The sequence below is a fragment of the Stenotrophomonas sp. AS1 genome (assembly GCF_048957655.1).
Lineage (GTDB): Bacteria > Pseudomonadota > Gammaproteobacteria > Xanthomonadales > Xanthomonadaceae > Stenotrophomonas > Stenotrophomonas bentonitica_A.
Map to the genome: position 1 here is coordinate 400,164 of NZ_JARVXM010000006.1, position 18,151 is coordinate 418,314.

The 18,151-nt window shown below is 67.0% G+C and carries 19 protein-coding genes and 1 pseudogene; 9 read left to right on the forward strand and 11 right to left on the reverse strand.

Annotation, left to right across the window (positions count from 1 at the left end; translation table 11 throughout):
• Positions 1 to 13: 13 nt before the first annotated feature.
• The 3 genes from rimI to pssA are packed head-to-tail and all read right to left on the reverse strand — an operon-like array spanning position 14 to position 1,766.
• On the reverse strand, positions 14 to 511 hold the full coding sequence (gene rimI, locus PV764_RS10745) for a ribosomal protein S18-alanine N-acetyltransferase (RefSeq protein ID WP_070426579.1): 498 nt from the start codon (positions 509 to 511) through the stop codon (positions 14 to 16).
• Positions 508 to 990, reverse strand: coding sequence for a hypothetical protein (locus tag PV764_RS10750; RefSeq protein ID WP_046273802.1), 483 nt, complete (start codon positions 988 to 990; stop codon positions 508 to 510). Before PV764_RS10750 ends, rimI begins: the two co-directional genes overlap by 4 nt.
• A complete protein-coding gene (pssA, locus tag PV764_RS10755; protein ID WP_019182562.1) occupies positions 987 to 1,766 on the reverse strand; it encodes a CDP-diacylglycerol--serine O-phosphatidyltransferase in 780 nt (259 codons plus the stop codon). Before pssA ends, PV764_RS10750 begins: the two co-directional genes overlap by 4 nt.
• 135 nt (positions 1,767 to 1,901) lie before the next feature.
• Here pssA and PV764_RS10760 point away from each other — a divergent pair, with 135 nt between their 5' ends.
• The 3 genes and pseudogenes from PV764_RS10760 to PV764_RS10770 all read left to right on the forward strand — a co-directional run.
• Positions 1,902 to 2,273 (forward strand): DUF4124 domain-containing protein, encoded by a 372-nt coding sequence (locus PV764_RS10760; protein ID WP_421116584.1) that lies wholly within the window; start codon positions 1,902 to 1,904, stop codon positions 2,271 to 2,273.
• Between the two features lie 96 nt (positions 2,274 to 2,369).
• Entirely contained in the window at positions 2,370 to 4,061 is a 1,692-nt protein-coding gene (locus tag PV764_RS10765) for a proline--tRNA ligase (protein ID WP_019182564.1), read from the forward strand.
• Between the two features lie 152 nt (positions 4,062 to 4,213).
• Positions 4,214 to 4,588, forward strand: a pseudogene (locus PV764_RS10770) (H-NS family nucleoid-associated regulatory protein); the annotation flags it as partial.
• Positions 4,589 to 4,678: 90 nt separating this feature from the next.
• Here the strand turns inward: PV764_RS10770 and PV764_RS10775 are convergent.
• Positions 4,679 to 5,938 (reverse strand): threonine/serine ThrE exporter family protein, encoded by a 1,260-nt coding sequence (locus PV764_RS10775; protein WP_019182566.1) that lies wholly within the window; start codon positions 5,936 to 5,938, stop codon positions 4,679 to 4,681.
• 120 nt (positions 5,939 to 6,058) lie between these two features.
• Here PV764_RS10775 and PV764_RS10780 point away from each other — a divergent pair, with 120 nt between their 5' ends.
• The 4 genes from PV764_RS10780 to PV764_RS10795 are packed head-to-tail and all read left to right on the forward strand — an operon-like array spanning position 6,059 to position 9,630.
• On the forward strand, positions 6,059 to 7,210 hold the full coding sequence (locus PV764_RS10780; RefSeq protein WP_421116585.1) for an MlaE family lipid ABC transporter permease subunit: 1,152 nt from the start codon (positions 6,059 to 6,061) through the stop codon (positions 7,208 to 7,210).
• A 3-nt stretch (positions 7,211 to 7,213) separates the two neighbouring features.
• Positions 7,214 to 8,044 carry an ABC transporter ATP-binding protein gene (locus PV764_RS10785; protein WP_019182568.1) on the forward strand — a complete coding sequence of 277 codons (831 nt, stop codon included), beginning with the start codon at positions 7,214 to 7,216 and terminating at the stop codon, positions 8,042 to 8,044.
• Positions 8,045 to 8,047: 3 nt separating this feature from the next.
• Positions 8,048 to 8,974, forward strand: a complete 927-nt coding sequence (locus PV764_RS10790) for an MlaD family protein (RefSeq protein WP_019182569.1) — start codon at positions 8,048 to 8,050, stop codon at positions 8,972 to 8,974.
• A complete protein-coding gene (locus PV764_RS10795; protein WP_019182570.1) occupies positions 8,971 to 9,630 on the forward strand; it encodes an ABC-type transport auxiliary lipoprotein family protein in 660 nt (219 codons plus the stop codon). Before PV764_RS10790 ends, PV764_RS10795 begins: the two co-directional genes overlap by 4 nt.
• On the opposite strand, the gene PV764_RS10800 is transcribed toward PV764_RS10795, so the two are convergent.
• The 3 genes from PV764_RS10800 to PV764_RS10810 are packed head-to-tail and all read right to left on the reverse strand — an operon-like array spanning position 9,608 to position 11,625.
• The gene (locus PV764_RS10800; RefSeq protein WP_421116586.1) at positions 9,608 to 10,198 is read right to left on the reverse strand and encodes an alpha-ketoglutarate-dependent dioxygenase AlkB family protein; all 591 of its coding nucleotides are present in this window, start codon (positions 10,196 to 10,198) and stop codon (positions 9,608 to 9,610) included. The genes PV764_RS10795 and PV764_RS10800 overlap by 23 nt on opposite strands.
• Positions 10,199 to 10,256: 58 nt before the next feature.
• Positions 10,257 to 10,889 (reverse strand): CoA transferase subunit B, encoded by a 633-nt coding sequence (locus PV764_RS10805; RefSeq protein ID WP_019182572.1) that lies wholly within the window; start codon positions 10,887 to 10,889, stop codon positions 10,257 to 10,259.
• Between the two features lies 1 nt (position 10,890).
• Entirely contained in the window at positions 10,891 to 11,625 is a 735-nt protein-coding gene (locus PV764_RS10810) for a 3-oxoacid CoA-transferase subunit A (RefSeq protein ID WP_019182573.1), read from the reverse strand.
• A 160-nt stretch (positions 11,626 to 11,785) separates the two neighbouring features.
• Here PV764_RS10810 and PV764_RS10815 point away from each other — a divergent pair, with 160 nt between their 5' ends.
• A complete protein-coding gene (locus tag PV764_RS10815; RefSeq protein WP_421116587.1) occupies positions 11,786 to 13,135 on the forward strand; it encodes a phosphomannomutase in 1,350 nt (449 codons plus the stop codon).
• A 15-nt stretch (positions 13,136 to 13,150) separates the two neighbouring features.
• Positions 13,151 to 14,554 (forward strand): mannose-1-phosphate guanylyltransferase/mannose-6-phosphate isomerase, encoded by a 1,404-nt coding sequence (locus PV764_RS10820; protein WP_046273797.1) that lies wholly within the window; start codon positions 13,151 to 13,153, stop codon positions 14,552 to 14,554.
• A gap of 137 nt (positions 14,555 to 14,691) precedes the next feature.
• On the opposite strand, the gene rfbD is transcribed toward PV764_RS10820, so the two are convergent.
• Genes rfbD through rfbB form a run of 4 tightly spaced genes read right to left on the reverse strand, consistent with a single transcriptional unit; the run spans position 14,692 to position 18,107 of the window.
• Positions 14,692 to 15,582, reverse strand: a complete 891-nt coding sequence (rfbD, locus tag PV764_RS10825) for a dTDP-4-dehydrorhamnose reductase (protein ID WP_421116588.1) — start codon at positions 15,580 to 15,582, stop codon at positions 14,692 to 14,694.
• A complete protein-coding gene (rfbC, locus tag PV764_RS10830; protein WP_019182577.1) occupies positions 15,579 to 16,136 on the reverse strand; it encodes a dTDP-4-dehydrorhamnose 3,5-epimerase in 558 nt (185 codons plus the stop codon). Before rfbC ends, rfbD begins: the two co-directional genes overlap by 4 nt.
• Positions 16,133 to 17,020, reverse strand: a complete 888-nt coding sequence (gene rfbA / locus PV764_RS10835; RefSeq protein ID WP_046273795.1) for a glucose-1-phosphate thymidylyltransferase RfbA — start codon at positions 17,018 to 17,020, stop codon at positions 16,133 to 16,135. The genes rfbC and rfbA overlap by 4 nt, the downstream gene beginning before the upstream one ends.
• Before the next feature lie 31 nt (positions 17,021 to 17,051).
• Positions 17,052 to 18,107 (reverse strand): dTDP-glucose 4,6-dehydratase, encoded by a 1,056-nt coding sequence (rfbB, locus tag PV764_RS10840; RefSeq protein WP_046273794.1) that lies wholly within the window; start codon positions 18,105 to 18,107, stop codon positions 17,052 to 17,054.
• Positions 18,108 to 18,151 lie beyond the last annotated feature (44 nt).

The following is an 18,151-nucleotide window of genomic DNA, read 5'->3' on the forward strand; positions in this document are numbered from 1 at the left end:
CTACACCACGCGGTCAGAGCGGCGGCATCACCTGGATATCGTCGTCGACCAGCTCGATGGCCATGACCAGCGCATCCTCGCGCCCCTCGCGGGCGGGGTAATAGCGGGGCCGGCGGCCGATCTCGTTGAAGCCCTCGCTGTGGTACAGCGCCACCGCCGGGGTATTGGACGGGCGCACTTCCAGGAACACGCGGTGCGCGCCGTGGTCGCGGGCCAGCTTCACCAGCGCGCGCAGCAGATGCCGGCCGTGGCCGCGCGACTGGCACAGCGGGTCCACGCAGATATTGAGGATATGGGCTTCATCGGCGGCGATGCTGAGCAGGCCGTAGCCCATCAGCAGGCCGTCCTCTTCCATCGCCAGGCCGGGATAACCGGCGCGCAGGCAGTCCTGGAAGATGCCGCGGGTCCACGGGTACGGATACCCGCGCACCTCGATCGCCATCACCGCATTGAGGTCGCTTTCGCGCAGCGCGCGCAGCGACAACGGCCGTGGCGAGCTCACCGCGCTCACGGGCGGTTCTTCCTGCGCAGGGCACGCAACTGCGGCCACAACGCACGCTTGGCGGCCGCACTGCCGCGCAGTTCATCCAGGTTCCAGCTGGCCATCAAGGCCTGGGTATCCGGTTCGGCGGGGTTGCAGCCGGAGGCACGCAGCAGCGCGATCTGCAGGCGATCAGGCATCCGCACCGCGGCGCGGCGGCCACCGCTCGCGCGCACGGGTGTCGCGGCCGGCGGGCTGCTGGGCGCGCCTTCGTCCACCGTGCGCGGGGCACTGCGCCGTACCGGTGCGGGCGCGTCCGCCGATGGCGCCGGCCGTGCGGGGCGTACGGGCACCGACGGCTCGTCCACCGGGGCCGCGCGCAGCTCGATCTCCGGCATCACCACCGCCTCGGGCGCGACACTGCCGTCGACAAACACCGTGTAGCCCATGGCCTGCAGCCAGGACTGCTGCGCCGGCGACCACAATGGCGGCAGCGCCTGCCCGCTCACGCGTTCGGCTCGACCGGCCTGCGGGTGCGTTGCCACACCCAGTAACACGGGCCGGACAGGGCATACACCAAGCCCACCGCGAACAGCACGCGCGGCAGATCGATGACCATGATCGCGATGGCGATCGGCACCAGGGCCAGCGCCAGGAACGGCACGCGATCCGCGCGCGGCCCCTTCTCGCCACTGCCCTTGAAGCTCCAGAAGCGGATCCGGCTGACCATCAGCAGGGCCGAGACCAGGGTCACGCCGAGGGCGACGTAGCGCAGCTGGTTGCCGTCCCAGCCCAGGTTGCCATCGGCGAAGGCCCAGACGAAGGACATCATCAGGCCGGCGGCGGCCGGGCTGGCCAGCCCGATGAACCAGCGCTTGTCGACCACCGTGACCTGGGTATTGAAGCGGGCCAGGCGCAACGCGGCGCAGGCGGCATACAGGAAGGCGACCGCCCAGCCGACGCGGCCGAGTACCGGGTCGTCGAACTTCAGCCAGGACAGCGACCAGTGGTACATCACCAGGGCCGGGGCCATGCCGAAACTGACCAGGTCGGCCAGCGAGTCGTACTGCACGCCGAATTCGCTGCTGGTCCCGGTCAGCCGGGCCACGCGGCCGTCCAGGCCGTCCATGACCGCCGCGACGAACACGGCGATGGCGGCATTGACGAAGTCGCCGTTGGCCGCGGCGATGATCGCGTAGAAGCCGGCGAACAGGCCTGCAGTGGTGAACAGGTTGGGCAGCAGGTAGATGCTGCGCGAGCGCGGCGGGGGTTTCAGTTGATCCATGCGGCCAGTTTAGTGGCTGCGGTGCCCTTTGGGGCAGTGCCAGCGCGCCGCGCCCTGCCATTGCTGCCGTGATCGGCTTGCCAGCGCCGGCCCGGGGTGCTGCAATCGCGCTTCTGCCCCGTCTCCGGAGTCGCCATGCGTGCCCTGTCCCGTCTGAGCGCCCTGCTGCTCGCCAGTGCGACGGCCAGTGCCGGCAACGTCTATAAGTGGAAAGACGCCCATGGCGTGACCCAGTATTCGGAGAAGCCGCCCACCGGGCAGAAATACGAGGCCCGCCAGGTCCAACACCACGACCCGGCCCCGCGCGAGGCGGCGGCCGCCCCGGCCGAGAACAGCGCCTGCACCACCGCCCGCGGCAATATCGTCCTGCTCGATGGGCCGGGCAAGGTCATGCAGGACACCGATGGCGACGGCAAGGCCGATACCGCCCTGACCGACGCGCAGCGCAGCGCCCAGAGGACCCTGGCCGAGGCCGCCATCCAGGCGTACTGCACGCCCAAGGCCTGAGCCGCCGGTCCCCGCAAGGGTCAAAACCACCGCCAGCACCCATCGCGGCGGCCGGACTGGCAGAATATCGGCTTCTGCCGTTCAGCGAAGCCGACGATGCGCCTCTCCCAGTTCCACCTGCACACCACCAAGGAAACCCCCAGCGACGCGGAGCTGACCAGCCACCGCTTGATGCTGCGCGCGGGCATGATCCGCAAGCTGGCCTCGGGGCTGTACACCTGGTCGCCGCTGGGCCTGCGCGTGCTGCGCAAGGTCGAGCGCATCGTGCGTGAGGAAATGGAGCGTGCCGGCGCGGTGGAATTCCAGATTCCGACCATCCAGCCCAAGGAACTGTGGGAAGCCACCGGCCGCTGGGAAAAGTTCGGCCCGCAGCTGCTGAAGATCAAGGACCGCAAGGAGCAGGTCTTCTGCTACAGCCCGACGGCCGAAGAGGCCGCTGCCGATTTCGCGCGCCAGGAGCTGTCCAGCTACAAGCAGCTGCCGGTCAATTTCTTCCAGATCCAGACCAAGTTCCGCGACGAGATCCGCCCGCGTTTCGGCGTGATGCGCGCGCGCGAGTTCCTGATGAAGGATGCGTACTCCTTCCACCTGCACGATGAGTGCCTGGTGCGCGAGTACGAAAACATGAAGTCGGCCTATGCCCGCATCTTCACCCGCCTCGGCCTGGATTTCCGCATGGTGCAGGCCGACTCCGGCGCGATCGGTGGCGACGCCTCGCAGGAATTCCACGTGATCGCCGAGTCCGGCGAAGACGCGCTGGTGTTTTCCACCGGCTCGGATTACGCCGCGAACATGGAAGCGGCCATCGCCGCGGCCCCGGGCGAGCGCCCGGCCGCCAGCGAAGCACTGCGCAAGGTCGACACGCCCACGCAGAAAACCTGTGAAGCGGTGGCCGCCCTGCTCGGCCTGGGCCTGGAGCGCACGGTCAAGTCGATCGCGATCATGAGCGAGGGCGGCTTCGTGCTGGCGCTGGTGCGTGGCGATCACGACGTCAATGAAATCAAACTCGGTAAAGTCGAGGGCCTGCAGGGTTACCGCATGGCCAGCGAGGCGGAGATCGCCACGCACCTGGGCAGCCAGCCCGGTTTCCTCGGCCCGCTCAATCCGGCCCAGCCGATCCGCATCGTCGCCGACCGCGACGTCGCCGCGCTGGCCGATTTCGTCGTCGGCGCCAACGAAGCCGGTTTCCACATCGCCGGCGTCAACTGGGGCCGTGACCTGCCCGAACCGGAAGTGGCGGATATCCGCAACGCCAAGGCCGGTGATCGCGCCGCCGATGGGGGTGAGCTGAAAATCGCGCGCGGCATCGAGGTCGGCCACGTGTTCCAGCTCGGCCGCCAGTATGCGCAGGCGTTGAATGCGACCGTGCTCGACGAGAACGGCAAGGCTGCGGTATTGGCGATGGGCTGCTACGGCATCGGCATTTCGCGCATCGTGGCTGCGGCGATTGAACAGAATCATGACGACGCCGGCATTATCTGGCCCGACGCGATGGCGCCGTGGCAGGTAGTGGTCTGCATGATCAACCCGAAGCAGGACGAGACCGTGTCGGCCACTGCCGCCGAGCTGCTTGCACAGCTGCAGGCCGCCGGCCTGGACGTGGCCCTGGACGACCGCGGCCTGCGCCCGGGCGCGATGTTTGCCGACATGGAACTGATCGGCGTGCCGCACCGGATCGTGGTGTCCGAACGCGGTGTCGCCGCCGGCACGTTCGAGTACCGCGCGCGCAGCGCGGCCGAAGCCGAAGTCCTGGACAAGGACGCACTGCTGGCGAAGTTGACGCAGTAATGACAAAGGCCGGGTGAATAACCCGGCCTTTTCAATGGCGGACCCGGTTTCAATATCTCCGTTTTGTTTGTGTATTTCGCAAAAGAGAATGTATGCTGTTTCCGATGCCAAGGACCGGCTCACCCTGTCCTTAATATATTGCGGAGTAGTAGATGAGCATTGACCTGAGCGGCCTGTCCGCCAAAGAGCTGGGCGCGCTGATCAAGAACGCCAAGAAGCAGCAGACCATCGTGGCCAAGCGTCCGGCGATCAGCAAGGTCCGCGCGCAGCTGACCAAGCTGGCCAAGGCCCAGGGCTATTCGGTGGAAGAACTGTTCGGCGGCGCCGCGCCGGCCGCACGCGGCCGTGCCGCGGGCAAAGCGACCAAGGCCCCGGCCAAGGCCGTGCGCAAGCTTGGCAAGGTGGCCCCGAAGTACCGCAATCCGGCCAACCCGAAGGAAACCTGGACCGGCCGTGGCAAGCAGCCGCGCTGGCTGGCCGCGCATACCGCCAAGGGCAAGAAGGTCGAAGAGTTCCTGATCAAGAAGTAAGCCGGTCAGTTACTGACGCACATGGAAACGCCGGCCTCGCGCCGGCGTTTTCGTTCCTGGCGCACACCTGCGCGATGGCCGCGGCGGTCAAAGATTCTTGCGTGCCGGGATCAGCAGATTGCCGAACAGCAGCCCGGCCACCAGTGCCATCACCACGTTGAGCACGGTCATCAGCACGGTCTGGCCGGCGCTCATGTCCTGCTGCTGGACCAGGGTCAGCACGCCACGCAGGCTGGTACTGCCGGGCACCAGCATGATGATGCCGGGCAAGCGGATGATCGCGCCCGGGCGCTGCGCCAGGCGACCAAACAGGTTGCCTGCGGCCGTGAGCAGCATCGCCGACATGAAAATGCCGGCCGGTATGCCCCACGCCTGGCCCGCGAATTTTGAAATCGCATAGCCGGCCACCGCCGCGGCCATCACCCACGGAAAATCGCGCCGGTTGGCTTTGAACAGCATCGCGAACGCGAAGGCGGCCAGCAGCAACGCACCCCACTCGACCCAATCGGCCTGTGGACGCGACGCGCGCACCAGCGGTTCCAGCCCGACGATGCCGGACAGGGTCACCGCGATCACCGCGCCCACCGTCAGTTTCAGAATCGTGGTCACCGCACCGGCGAAGCGTGCCGTCCCCGAGACCCAGTGCTGGCTGGCCAGTTCGTTGACCGCATTGGTCAGCGACATCCCGGGCAGCAGCACCACCAGCGAGGCAATGATCACCGTATTGAGGTTGAGCGCGCCGATGAACGAGGCCACCAGCGTTGCCACCGAACCGGCCAGCAGCGCCGCCAGGGCTTCGTTGGCCTCGCGCGTGGCCGGGCGGCGGTCGGTGTACATGCCCATGACGCCGATCAGCAGGCCGATCACGCCGGCGGTGGCGATATCCAGCCACGGCAGTTTCCACAGCCCGGCCACGCCGGCCGCGCCGAGGCTGTAGGAGAGAATCGTGCGGACCTTGCCCCAGCGCCCGGGGTCCTTGTCCAGCTGCCGCAGCGCGGTATGCCCCTGCGCGATGCTCATGGTGCCGTTGGCCACCGCATCGGTGATCTGGTCGGCGATGCTGAGTTTATGCAGATCGTTTTCGCCGGGGGCCAGGCGGATCACGCGGGTGATGTCCGACGAACCGATCGCCTTGGTGGGGTCGCTGAAACTCAGGATCAGGCCGGTCGGGTTCGACCACGGCTCGCAATCCAGGTCCAGCCGCTGCGCCAGGGCGACCACCGCCGCCTCCAGCCGCTGCGCGGTGGTGCCATAGCTGTGCAGGCGCCCGGCCATTTCCGAAACGAAGGCCACGCGCTGAGCGTAGGTGGCCGGTGGTGCAACGATGGTGGGGGCGTCGGCAGACATGCGCCGTAGTATTACCCGAACACGCCCCGGCCTGAAGAATCCCGGTGTCATGATGCTGGCGCGCGCATGCCCGGCAGTGCCGAGCGGCGTGTACGGACCGGTCCGGCGCATACGCGAGCCATGCACCCGGACAGGGTATGCTGCGCGCAGGACGCCTACATGACCTCAGACCAAGCCCCCCATCTCGAGCAGGATGCCCAGGACCCCGGCCTGATCCGGTTGTCTGGCCATTGGACATTACGCACCGCGCTGGACGCGGCCGAAGTGCTGCGCGGCCTTCCGGAGAAAGTGACCGGCCTGGACGCCAGCGGCATCACCCTGCTCGATTCGGCCGGCGTGCTGCAGCTGCTGCGTGTCGCGCACCGCGCCGACCTGGGCGAGGACGCGGTGACGTTCCGCGAGGAGCATCGCGCGCTGGTCTCCACCATCGAGGAAGTCGCCGACGACCGGCCCAAGGCCAAGCGCGACTTCGGCGTGCTAGCCGCACTTGAGCGGCTCGGTGTCAGCGTGCACGGCATGGGCCACAACATCGTGGCGCTGGCCAGTTTCCTGGGCGAGAACCTGGTCAAGGGCGCGCGCCTGATCAAGGAACCGCGCCGCTTCCGTCTCACTGCCACCGTCGCGCAGATGGAGCAGGTCGGCCTGGACGCGGTGCCGCTGGTGGCCCTGCTGTCGTACCTGGTCGGCGCGGTGATCGCCTTCCTCGGCTCCACGATCCTGCGCGACTTTGGCGCGGAGATCTATGTAGTCGAACTGGTCAGCATCGCCTTCCTGCGCGAGTTCGCGGTGCTGTTGACCGCCATCGTGCTGGCCGGCCGCACCGCCAGTGCGTTCACCGCGCAGATCGGCGCGATGAAGGCCCGCGAAGAAATCGACGCGATGAAGACGCTCGGCCTGGACCCGGTCGACCTGCTGGTGCTGCCGCGCCTGATCGCCCTGCTGATCACCCTGCCGCTGCTGACCTTCATCGCGATGATCGCCGGCCTGGCCGGTGGCATCACCGTCGGCGCGTTCGATCTGGACATCCCGCCGCAGATGTACATCGCGCGGATGCACGACACCATGGAAGTGCGCAACATGCTGGTCGGGCTGTCGAAGGCCCCGGTGTTCGCGCTGGTGATCGGCCTGATCGGCTGCCTGGAAGGCCTCAAGGTTGAAGGCACCGCGCAGTCGGTCGGTGAGCGCACCACCTCCAGCGTGGTGCAGGCGATTTCGCTGGTGATCATCCTCGACGCGTTCGCCGCGCTGTGGTTCATGAAGATGGGCTGGTAACCGATGAGCACCGATACCGCCCCGGCCATTGACCGCGACGACGCCGCCACCGGTGATGGTGAACTGCTGATCCGCGTGCGCGGGCTGACCAACCGTTTCGGCGCGCAGGTCGTGCACGACGGGCTGGACCTGGACGTGCGCCGCGGCGAGATTCTCGGCGTGGTCGGCGGCTCGGGTACCGGCAAGTCGGTGTTGATGCGCAGCATCCTCGGCCTGCGCACGCCCGATGACGGCCAGATCGAGGTGCTCGGCGTCGACGCCCGCTCCAGTGACCCGGCCAACCGCCTGCATATCGAACGCAACACCGGCGTGCTGTTCCAGGATGGCGCCCTGTTCTCCTCGCTCACCGTGGGCGAGAACGTGCAGGTGCCGCTGAAGGAACACCACGGCGAGCTGCCCGAGCGCTGGCATTACGAGCTGGCCCTGCTCAAGGTGAAGCTGGCCGGCCTGCCGGCCGATGCGATCAACAAGCTGCCCTCGCAGCTGTCCGGCGGCATGCGCAAGCGCGCCGGCCTGGCCCGGGCGCTGGCGCTGGACCCGCCGCTGCTGTTCCTGGACGAGCCCACCGCCGGGCTGGATCCGATCGGCGCGGCCGCCTTCGACCGCCTGATCAAGACCCTGCAGGAAGCGCTGGGCCTGACGGTCTTCCTGATCACACATGATCTGGACACGCTGTATGCGATCTGTGACCGGGTGGCGGTGCTGGCCGACAAGAAAGTCATCGCCAATGCCCCGCTCCACGAGATCGAACAACTGGACCACCCGTGGATCCAGGAGTACTTCCACGGACCGCGCGCGCGTGCTGCGCGCGATGCAAAGCACGAGAGCGAGTAAGCCATGGAAACCAAAGCCAATTACGTCCTGATCGGCGCCTTCACCCTGATAGTGGGCCTGGCGCTGCTGGCCTTCGGCCTGTGGGCCGCCAAGTACTCCTCCGATCGCACCTGGACCGAGTACCGCGTGGTGTTCCGCGAGGCCGTCACCGGCCTGTCGGTCGGCAGCCCGGTGCAGTACAACGGCATCGCGGTCGGCTCGATCACCGAACTGAACCTGGTACCGGACGATCCGCGCCAGGTGGTCGCACGGATCCGCCTGAACTCCAATACGCCGGTCAAGACCGACACCCGCGCCAAGCTGGCGATCACCAGCCTGACCGGCCCGTCGATCATCCAGCTCAGTGGCGGCACGCCGCAGTCGCCCGCGCTGACCGCGGTCAACAAGGATCCGGCGCCGATCATCCCGACCACCCCCTCGGCGCTGCAGAACATCACCGACGTGGCCAACCGCATCGTCGAGCGCATGGATCAGGTGCTCAGCGACCGCAACGTGGCCAGCATCAACGCCACCCTGGCCAACCTGGAAACCATCAGCGGCGGCCTGGCCGACCGCGACCAGGGTACCCAGGCGCTGCTGCTGAGCGCGCGTGATGCCGCCCGCAGCCTGGATGTGACCCTCAAGAGCACCAACGGCACCATCCAGCGGCTGGACAAGAATCTGGTGCAGCAGCTGCCGCCGATCCTGGACAAGCTGGAAACCACGCTGAGCAAGCTGGACTCGGCCGCCGGCAATGCCGACTCGATCCTTGGCGAGAACCGTGCCGCGATCAACAGCTTCGCCAATGATGGCCTGGCCCAGCTCGGCCCGACCCTCACCGAGCTGCGCGGCCTGATCCGCGACCTGCGCCGGGTCAGCGACCGCTTGGACAACAACCCGGCACGCTATCTGCTCGGCCGTGACGCACCCAAGGAGTTCGAACCCAAATGAGCCACGCGACCTTCTTCCGGCCCCTGCTGCCGATCGCCCTGATCGCCGCGCTTGGCGGCTGCTCGCTGCTGGGCAGCAACGAACGCAGCGCGGTGACGATCTATTCGCCCGTGGTGCGCATCCAGGCCGACCCGAGCTGGCCGACCGTCGATTGGCAGCTGGTGCTGGTCAAGCCCAGCGCCGCCCGCGTGGTCGACAGCCCGCGCATCAACGTACGTCCGACCCCCTCCGAGCTGGAGGTCTACAAGGGCGTGAGCTGGGCCCAGCCGGCCACCGACATGCTCGACGACGCGCTGGTGCGCGGCTTCGAGGATTCCGGCCGCATCAACGGCGTGGCCCGGGTCACCACCGGCATCCGCGCCGACTACAAACTGGCCATGGACGTGCGCCGTTTCGAAGCCGATTACCGCGGCCAGGCCACGCCGACCGCGCTGATCGAAGTGAACGCCAAACTGATCCACGTGATCGACCAGCGCGTGGTCGCCGACCGCACCTTCCGCCAGGAAAACCCGGTCGGCAGCACCGACGTCGCCCAGGTCACCGCCGCGCTGGAACAGGGGTTGCAGACACTGACCACGAACGTGGTGGGCTGGACGCTGGTGACCGGCGAGCAGGATCACGCCCGCAGCGCGGTTACCCCTGCCCGGGTGCGTTGATCCAGCGGAAGGTCAGATTGAGGCGCTCGGCCAGCGGCCGGGCGCTCTTCGGCAGGCAATGCTGGTAATGGCGCTGGGTCTGCCCACCCATCACCAGCAGATCGCCATGGTCCAGCAGGACCTCGGCCTTTTTCGCATGGTCGTCCCGACGCCGCAGCAGGAACCGCCGCCCGGCGCCCAGGCTCAGTGACGCGATCACCGGCGCCGGCCCCAGCTCGGGCTCGTTGTCACTGTGCCAGCCCATCCCGTCATCACCATCGCGGTAACGGTTGAGCAGCACGCTGTTGAACGCGTGGCCACAGAATGCGGCCAGCTGATCCCGAAGCGGCAGCAGCGCCGGATGCCACGCCTGCGGCACGAACTCGGTACCGGAATAGCGGTAACGGGCGGCCGGGTCGCCCATCCAGCAGCTCAGCCGCGGGGAATCGACCTGGCGGCCGAACATGCGGATCCTGTGTACCTCCCACGGGACATCCTCGCGCAGCGTGCGCTGGAGGGTGTCGGCGGCGTCGCGGGGCAGCCAGTGGCGGTGCCAACTCACCTCGGCCTCGCGCAGATGCAGATCCATGGAATCCTCAACGACTATCGTGGTGCCCGTCGCACGGGCACCACGGCGGCGACAGCGATCAGGCCTGGCCGAAGGCCACGCCGGTCTTTTCCTTCAGCTCATCGATACCCACGCCCGGCGCGGACTCGATCAGCACCAGGCCCTTGTCGGTGACATCGAACACGGCCAGGTCGGTGATGATGCGATCGACCACGCCAACACCGGTCAGCGGCAGATTGCACTCGGACAGAATCTTGTGCTCGCCGTTCTTGGCGGTGTGCTCCATCAGCACCACCACGCGCTGCACGCCTGCGACCAGATCCATCGCCCCGCCCATGCCCTTGACCATCTTGCCGGGCACCATCCAGTTGGCCAGATCGCCCTTGTCGGTGACCTGCATCGCGCCGAGGATGGCCAGGTTGATATGACCGCCACGGATCATCGCGAAGCTGTCGTGGCTGCCAAAGTAGCTGGCGCCCGCGCGTGCGGTCACCGTCTGCTTGCCGGCGTTGATCAGGTCGGCATCCACTTCGGCTTCGGTCGGGAACGGGCCGATGCCCAGCAGCCCATTCTCGGACTGCAACCACACGTCCACGCCGTCGGGAATATGGTTGGCCACCAGGGTCGGCAGACCGATGCCCAGGTTCACGTACGCACCGTCGGTCAGCTCGCGCGCGGCGCGCTGTGCCATTTCATCACGGGTCCAGGCCATCTCAGTTCGCCTCCTGGCGCACGGTACGCTGTTCGATACGCTTCTCGGGGTGCGGGTTGTGCACGATGCGGTGCACGTAGATGCCCGGCAGATGCACCTGGTCCGGGTCGATGCTGCCCACCGGCACCACCTCTTCCACTTCCACGATGCACAGCTTGCCGGCCATCGCGCAGGCCGGGTTGAAGTTGCGCGCGGTCTTGCGGAACACCAGGTTGCCGGCCTCGTCGGCCTTCCACGCCTTGACCAGCGCGATGTCGGCGCGCAACGCGGTCTCCATCACGTAGTGCTTGCCGTCGAACTCGCGGGTTTCCTTGCCTTCGGCCACCACCGTGCCGTAGCCGGTCGCGGTGAAGAAGGCCGGAATGCCCGCACCGCCGGCGCGCAGCCGCTCGGCCAGGGTGCCCTGCGGGTTGAACTCCAGCTCCAGCTCGCCGGCCAGGTACTGACGCTCGAACTCCTTGTTCTCGCCCACGTAGGAGGAGATCATCTTGCGGATCTGGCGGGTCGCCAGCAGCTGGCCGAGGCCGAAGCCATCCACGCCCGCATTGTTGGAGATCACGGTCAGGTCCTTGGCACCGGTATCGCGCAGCGCGGCGATCAGGGCCTCGGGAATACCGCACAGGCCGAACCCGCCGACCGCCAGGGTCTGGCCATCGGCGATGGCGCCTTGCAGCGCTTCAGCCGCACTGGCGTACTGCTTGCCACGTCGCCCGGCGTTGTCTGGGGACTTGCTCATCTACGCCCTCACCTCGTTGATGTAAGCGGCCATTGTAGCCATTGCCCGGGGCTTTCCCTGCCCCCGGGGTCCGGCGTTGACCCGGCCCGCGCCGGTGAAAACGATTCCCATACACGGCAGCGGCTAAACTAGTGCGCTGACTGTCAGAAGGACTGAATAGATGACGCTCCCCGCATTCAAGGCGTACGACATCCGCGGCCGGGTTCCGGATGAACTGAACGAAGATCTGGCCCGCCGCATCGGCGTGGCCCTGGCCGCCCAGCTGTCGCCCGGCACGGTGGTGGTGGGCCACGATGTCCGCCTCACCAGCGGGGCCCTGCAGGATGCCCTGGCAGCCGGCCTGCGCGGCGCCGGCCGCGAGGTGCTCGACATCGGGCTGTGCGGGACCGAAGAAGTCTATTTCCAGGTGGACCACCTGAAGGCGGCCGGCGGGGTAATGGTCACCGCCAGCCATAATCCGATGGATTACAACGGCATGAAGCTGGTCAAGGAGCAGGCCCGTCCGATCAGCTCCGATACCGGCCTGTTCGCGATCTCCGACGCGGTCGAGGCCGACCAGGCCCCCGCAGCCGAGCCGAGCGCCGGCCTGCAGTCGCATCCGGACAAGAGCGCCTACATCGCCCACCTGCTGAGCTACATCGAGCCCAAGGCGCTCAAGCCGCTGAAGCTGGTGGTCAATGCCGGCAACGGCGGCGCCGGCATGATCGTGGATCTGCTCGCCCCGCACCTGCCGCTGGAGTTCATCCGCATCTGCCATGAACCCGACGGCAGCTTCCCCAACGGCATCCCCAACCCGCTGCTGCCGGAGAACCGCGAGGTCACCGCGCAGGCCGTGCGCGAGCATGGCGCGGACTTCGGCATCGCCTGGGATGGCGATTTCGACCGCTGCTTCTTCTTCGACCACAATGGCCGCTTCATCGAAGGCTATTACCTGGTCGGCCTGCTCGCCCAGGCGATCCTGGCGCGCCAGCCCGGCGGCAAGATCGTGCACGACCCGCGCCTGACCTGGAACACGGTGGAAATGGTCGAGGAAGCCGGTGGCCAGCCGGTGCTGTGCAAGAGCGGCCATGCCTTCATCAAGGAGAAGATGCGCTCGGAAAATGCCGTCTATGGCGGCGAGATGAGCGCGCACCACTATTTCCGCGAGTTCGCCTACGCCGATTCCGGGATGATCCCGTGGCTGCTGATCGCCGCGCTGGTCTCCGAGTCCGGCCGCTCGCTGGCCGACCTGGTCGAGGCGCGCATGCAGAAGTTCCCGTGCAGCGGCGAGATCAACTTCAAGGTGGCCGACGCCAAGCGTTCCGTTGCCCGCGTGATGGAGCATTACGCTGCGCAGGCACCGTCGCTGGACCACACCGATGGCATCAGCGCCGATTTCGGCGACTGGCGCTTCAACCTGCGCAGCTCCAATACCGAGCCGCTGCTGCGCCTGAATGTTGAAACCCGCGGCGACGCAGCGCTGCTGCGCGCACGCACCGACGAAATTTCCCAGTTGCTCAAGGACGCCTGAGGCGAATACCCCACCATGCAGAACCTTCTTCCCGTCATCCTTTCCGGTGGGTCCGGCACCCGCCTGTGGCCGCTGTCGCGCGAGTCCTACCCCAAGCAGTTCCTGGCCCTGGCCGGCGAACAGACCATGCTGCAGGCGACCTGGCAGCGCGTAGCAGCGATCGCTGGGCGCGCGCCGCTGATCGTCGCCAACGAGGAACACCGCTTCGTGGCCGCCGAGCAGTTGCAGCAGCTGGGCGTGCAGCCGCAGGCGATCCTGCTGGAGCCGGTCGGCCGCAATACCGCACCTGCCATCGCGGTGGCGGCACTGGAAGCGACCCGTGACGGTGATGATGCGCTGCTGCTGGTGCTGCCTTCAGACCACGTGATTGCCGACGAGAATGCGTTCCGCGCTGCGGTGCTGCGTGCGGTGCCGGCCGCGGAGTCCGGCAAGCTGGTGACCTTCGGCATCGTGCCGACCGGCCCGGAAACCGGCTATGGCTACATCAAGGCGGCCTCCGGCGGCGATGTCCGCGCCGTGGACCGGTTTGTCGAGAAGCCGGATGCACAGACCGCGACCGCTTACGTGCAGTCGGGCGAGTACTTCTGGAACAGCGGCATGTTCCTGTTCAAGGCGTCCCGATTCCTGGCCGAGCTGGAGAAGTTCCACCCCGCCATGCTGGCCGGCAGCCGCACCGCCTGGCAGCAGGCGCGTCGTGACAGTGATTTCACCCGCCTGGACAAGGACGCCTTCGCCGCCGTGCCCTCGGATTCCATCGACTACGCAGTGATGGAAAAGACCGCTGATGCCGTGGTCGTGCCGCTGGATGCCGGCTGGAACGATGTGGGCTCGTGGACCGCGCTGCGTGATGTATCCGAACAGGATGGGGATGGCAACGCGCACCACGGCGATGTGATCGCGATCGACTGCCGCAACACCTTCGCCTACGGCGAGCGGCTGATCGCCCTGGTCGGCCTGGACGATGTGATCGTGGTGGAAACCGATGATGCGGTGATGGTCGGCAAGAGCGACCGCATGCAGGAGATCAAGCAGGTGGTCGCGCAGATCAAGGCCGATGGGCGCCCCGAAGCAACCTGGCACCGCAAGGTGTACCGCCCCTGGGGCGCGTACGACTCGATCGACAACGGTGCCCGCTTCCAGGTCAAGCGCATCACCGTCAAGCCGGGTGCAACGCTGAGCCTGCAGATGCACCACCACCGTGCCGAGCACTGGATCGTGGTCAGCGGCACGGCCGAAGTGACCCGCGGCGAGGAAGTGCTGCTGCTCACCGAGAACCAGAGCACGTACATTCCGCTGGGCGTGACCCATCGCCTGAAGAACCCGGGCAAGCTGCCGCTGGAACTGATCGAAGTGCAGTCCGGCAGCTATCTGGGCGAGGACGACATCGTGCGGTTTGAAGATACCTACGGCCGTACCTGATCGACGGCAGGCAGATAAACAGAAAACCCGGCCAAGGCCGGGTTTTTTTATTGCGGGTAGAGCCACGCCATGCGTGGCTGCCCTGCCTGGGATCCTGACACCGCGTCAGCCACGCATGGCGTGGCTCCACGTCTGGCTCAACCGTCCGCGATGACCCGCTTCAGGCCGTCCTGCCAGCTCGGCAGCACAACGCCGAAGTCCTGCTCCAGCTTCGCCACATCCAGGTGCGAATAGGCGGGGCGCTTGGCCGGCGTCGGGTACTCGGCCGTAGTGATCGCCTCGACTTTCGGCGCCCGCGGCAGCACGCCTGTTGCCACCGCCTCCGCAAAGATCGCTTCGGCAAAGCCGTGCCAGCTGGTCTCGCCCTTGGCGGTCAGATGCCACGTGCCCGACAGTGCGCCGTCGTGCTGCAGCGCCTGCGCGGTCACATCGGCAATCAACGCTGCCGGCGTCGGCGTACCGACCTGATCAGCCACCACACGCAGGACGTCGCGCTCGGCCCCCACCCGCAGCATCGTGCGCAGGAAGTTGGCGCTGTGCGAGGCGTATACCCAGGCCGTGCGGAAGATCAGGTGGCGTCCACCGGCCGCACGGATGGCTTGCTCACCGGCCAGCTTGCTGGCGCCATACACGCCCAGCGGGGCGGTCGCATCGTCTTCCCGGTACGGGCGCGTGCCCTGCCCGTCGAACACGTAATCGGTGGAGTAATGCACCAATGGGACGCCGGCCTGCGCGCACCACTTCGCCAGTACGCCCGGCGCTTCGGCATTGGCGCGGAACGCGGCATCGCGGTCGCCCTCGGCACGGTCGACCGCCGTGTACGCGGCGGCATTGACCACCACCGTCGGCTGGACGCGGTCCAGCAATGCGGTCAGAGAGGCGGGCTGGTCGAAGTCGGCCACTTCGCACGCGCTGCCATCGGGCAGCGCGCCGCTGCGCGTGGTCGCCACGATCGTCCCCAGCGGGGCCAGCGCGCGTCGCAGTTCCTGGCCAAGCTGGCCATTGGCCCCCAGCAGCAGGATCGTCACGGCTGGTAGACCGGCAGGCGGTCCTCGGCGATGTCCTTCAGGAACGGCGCGGACTCGTCCTTGGCCGACAGCGTGGGTGCGCTGATCGGCCAGTCGACGGCGATGTCGGCATCGTTCCAGCGGACGCCGGCGTCGAAGTCCTTCAGGTACACCTCGGTGCACAGATAGCTGAAGATCGCGCGTTCGGAGAGCACGGCGAAACCGTGCGCGAAGCCTTCCGGAATCCAGAACTGCTTTTTGTTCTCCGCGCTCAGCACCACGGCGGCCCACTGGCCGAAGGTCGGCGAGCCGCGACGGATATCCACGGCCACGTCGTAGACTTCGCCTTCAAGCACGCTGACCAGCTTGCCCTGCGGCCGCGGCCACTGATAGTGCAGGCCGCGCAGCACGCCCTTGGACGAGCTGGAGACGTTGCTCTGTACGAATTTCGTCGGCAGTCCATGCTCACCGAAGCGGGCCGCGTTCCAGGTCTCGAAGAAGAACCCGCGCTCGTCGCCGAAGACGGCAGGCTCGATCACCACGCAACCGGGCAGCTTGGTTTCGACAATCTTCACGGCACTACTCCTCGCACAGCCAGCGTGTGCAGGTACTGGCCGTAGCCGTTCTTGATCAACGGCGCTGCCAGCCTCTCCAGCTGCTCGGCATTGATCCAGCCCTGGCCGAAGGCGATTTCTTCCGGGCAGCAGACCTGCAGGCCCTGGCGGGTCTGGATGGTCTCGATGAAGTTGGAGGCTTCCAGCAGCGACTGGTGGGTGCCGGTATCCAGCCACGCATAGCCACGACCCAGCGCTTCCAGATGCAGGTTGCCCTCGCGCAGGTAACGCTGGTTGAGATCGGTGATTTCCAGCTCGCCACGCGGCGAGGGCTTCAGTTCGGCGGCGTAATCGCTGGCGTTGCCGTCGTAGAAGTACAGCCCGGTGACGGCATAGTTAGACCGCGGCTTCTCCGGCTTCTCGACCAGGTCGATGACCTTGCCGGCGGCGTCGAATTCGGCCACGCCGTAGCGTTCCGGATCATTGACCCAGTAACCGAACACCGTGGCACCGGTATCGCGCTGGTCGGCATTGCGCAGCACTTCACGCAGGCCATGGCCGTGGAAGATGTTGTCGCCCAGCACCAGGCAGCTCGGCTTGCCGCCGATGAACTCCTTGCCGATCAGGTAGGCCTGCGCCAGCCCGTCCGGACTCGGCTGCACGGCGTACTCGATGTTCATGCCCCACTGCGAGCCGTCGCCGAGCAGGCTCTGGAACAGCGCCTGCTCGTGCGGCGTGTTGATGATCAGCACGTCGCGGATCCCGGCCAGCATCAGCACGCTGAGCGGGTAGTAGATCATCGGCTTGTCGTACACGGGCAGCAGCTGCTTGCTGACGCCCTTGGTGATCGGATACAGGCGCGTGCCCGAACCACCCGCGAGGATGATGCCCTTGCGTTGAGTCATGCGGTTGTCCTCAGTCTGGTGATCACCGCACTCAGGCGGTGGTGCCGATGCGCTGCAGGCGGTAGCTGCCGTCGAGTACGCCGTTGACCCAGTCCTGGTTGTCCAGGTACCAGTCCACGGTGAAGCCGATGCCCTGCTCGAAGGTGTACTTCGGTTCCCAGCCCAGCTGGTCCTTGAGCTTGGAGGCATCGATCGCGTAGCGGCGGTCATGGCCGGGGCGGTCGGTCACATAGGTGATCTGGCTGGCGCGCGGCTGGCCATCCTCACGCGGGCGGCGTGCATCGAGCAGTGCGCAGATCGCCTGCACCACTTCGATGTTCTGCTTCTCGGAGTTGCCGCCGACGTTGTAGGTCTCGCCGACCTGGCCCTTGGCCAGCACGGTGCGGATCGCTTCGCAGTGGTCGCTCACGAACAGCCAGTCGCGCACCTGCTTGCCATCGCCGTAGACCGGCAGCGGTTCGCCGGCCAGGGCCTTGGCGATCACCAGCGGGATCAGCTTCTCGGGGAAGTGGTACGGGCCGTAGTTGTTGGAGCAGTTGGTGGTCAGCACCGGCAGCCCGTAGGTGTGGTGGAACGCGCGCACCAGATGGTCCGAGGCCGCCTTGGACGCCGAGTACGGCGAGTTCGGCGCATACGGGGTGGTCTCGCTGAACTTGCCGGTCTCGCCGAGGGTGCCGTAGACCTCATCGGTGGATACGTGCAGGAAGCGGAACGCCTGGCCCTTGTCGGCCGGCAGTGCCTTCCAGTAATCGCGCACGGCTTCCAGCAGCGCCAGGGTGCCGACCACGTTGGTCTGGATGAACGCGCCCGGGCCGTCGATGGAACGGTCCACGTGGCTTTCGGCGGCGAAGTTCAGCACCGCGTCGGGCTGGTGCTCGGCCAGCAGGCGCGATACCAGCGCCTGGTCGCCGATGTCGCCCTCGACGAACACGTGGTCCGGATTGCCCTCAAGCGTGGCCAGGGTCTTGAGGTTGCCCGCGTAGGTCAGCGCATCGAGGTTGATGACGCGCACGCCTTTGGCGACCGCTTCGAGGACAAAGTTACCGCCAATGAATCCGGCTCCGCCGGTGACAAGCCATGTGGGCACTACCCATTCTCCTGTTCGATATGCGCGCAGGGGCCTGATGGCGC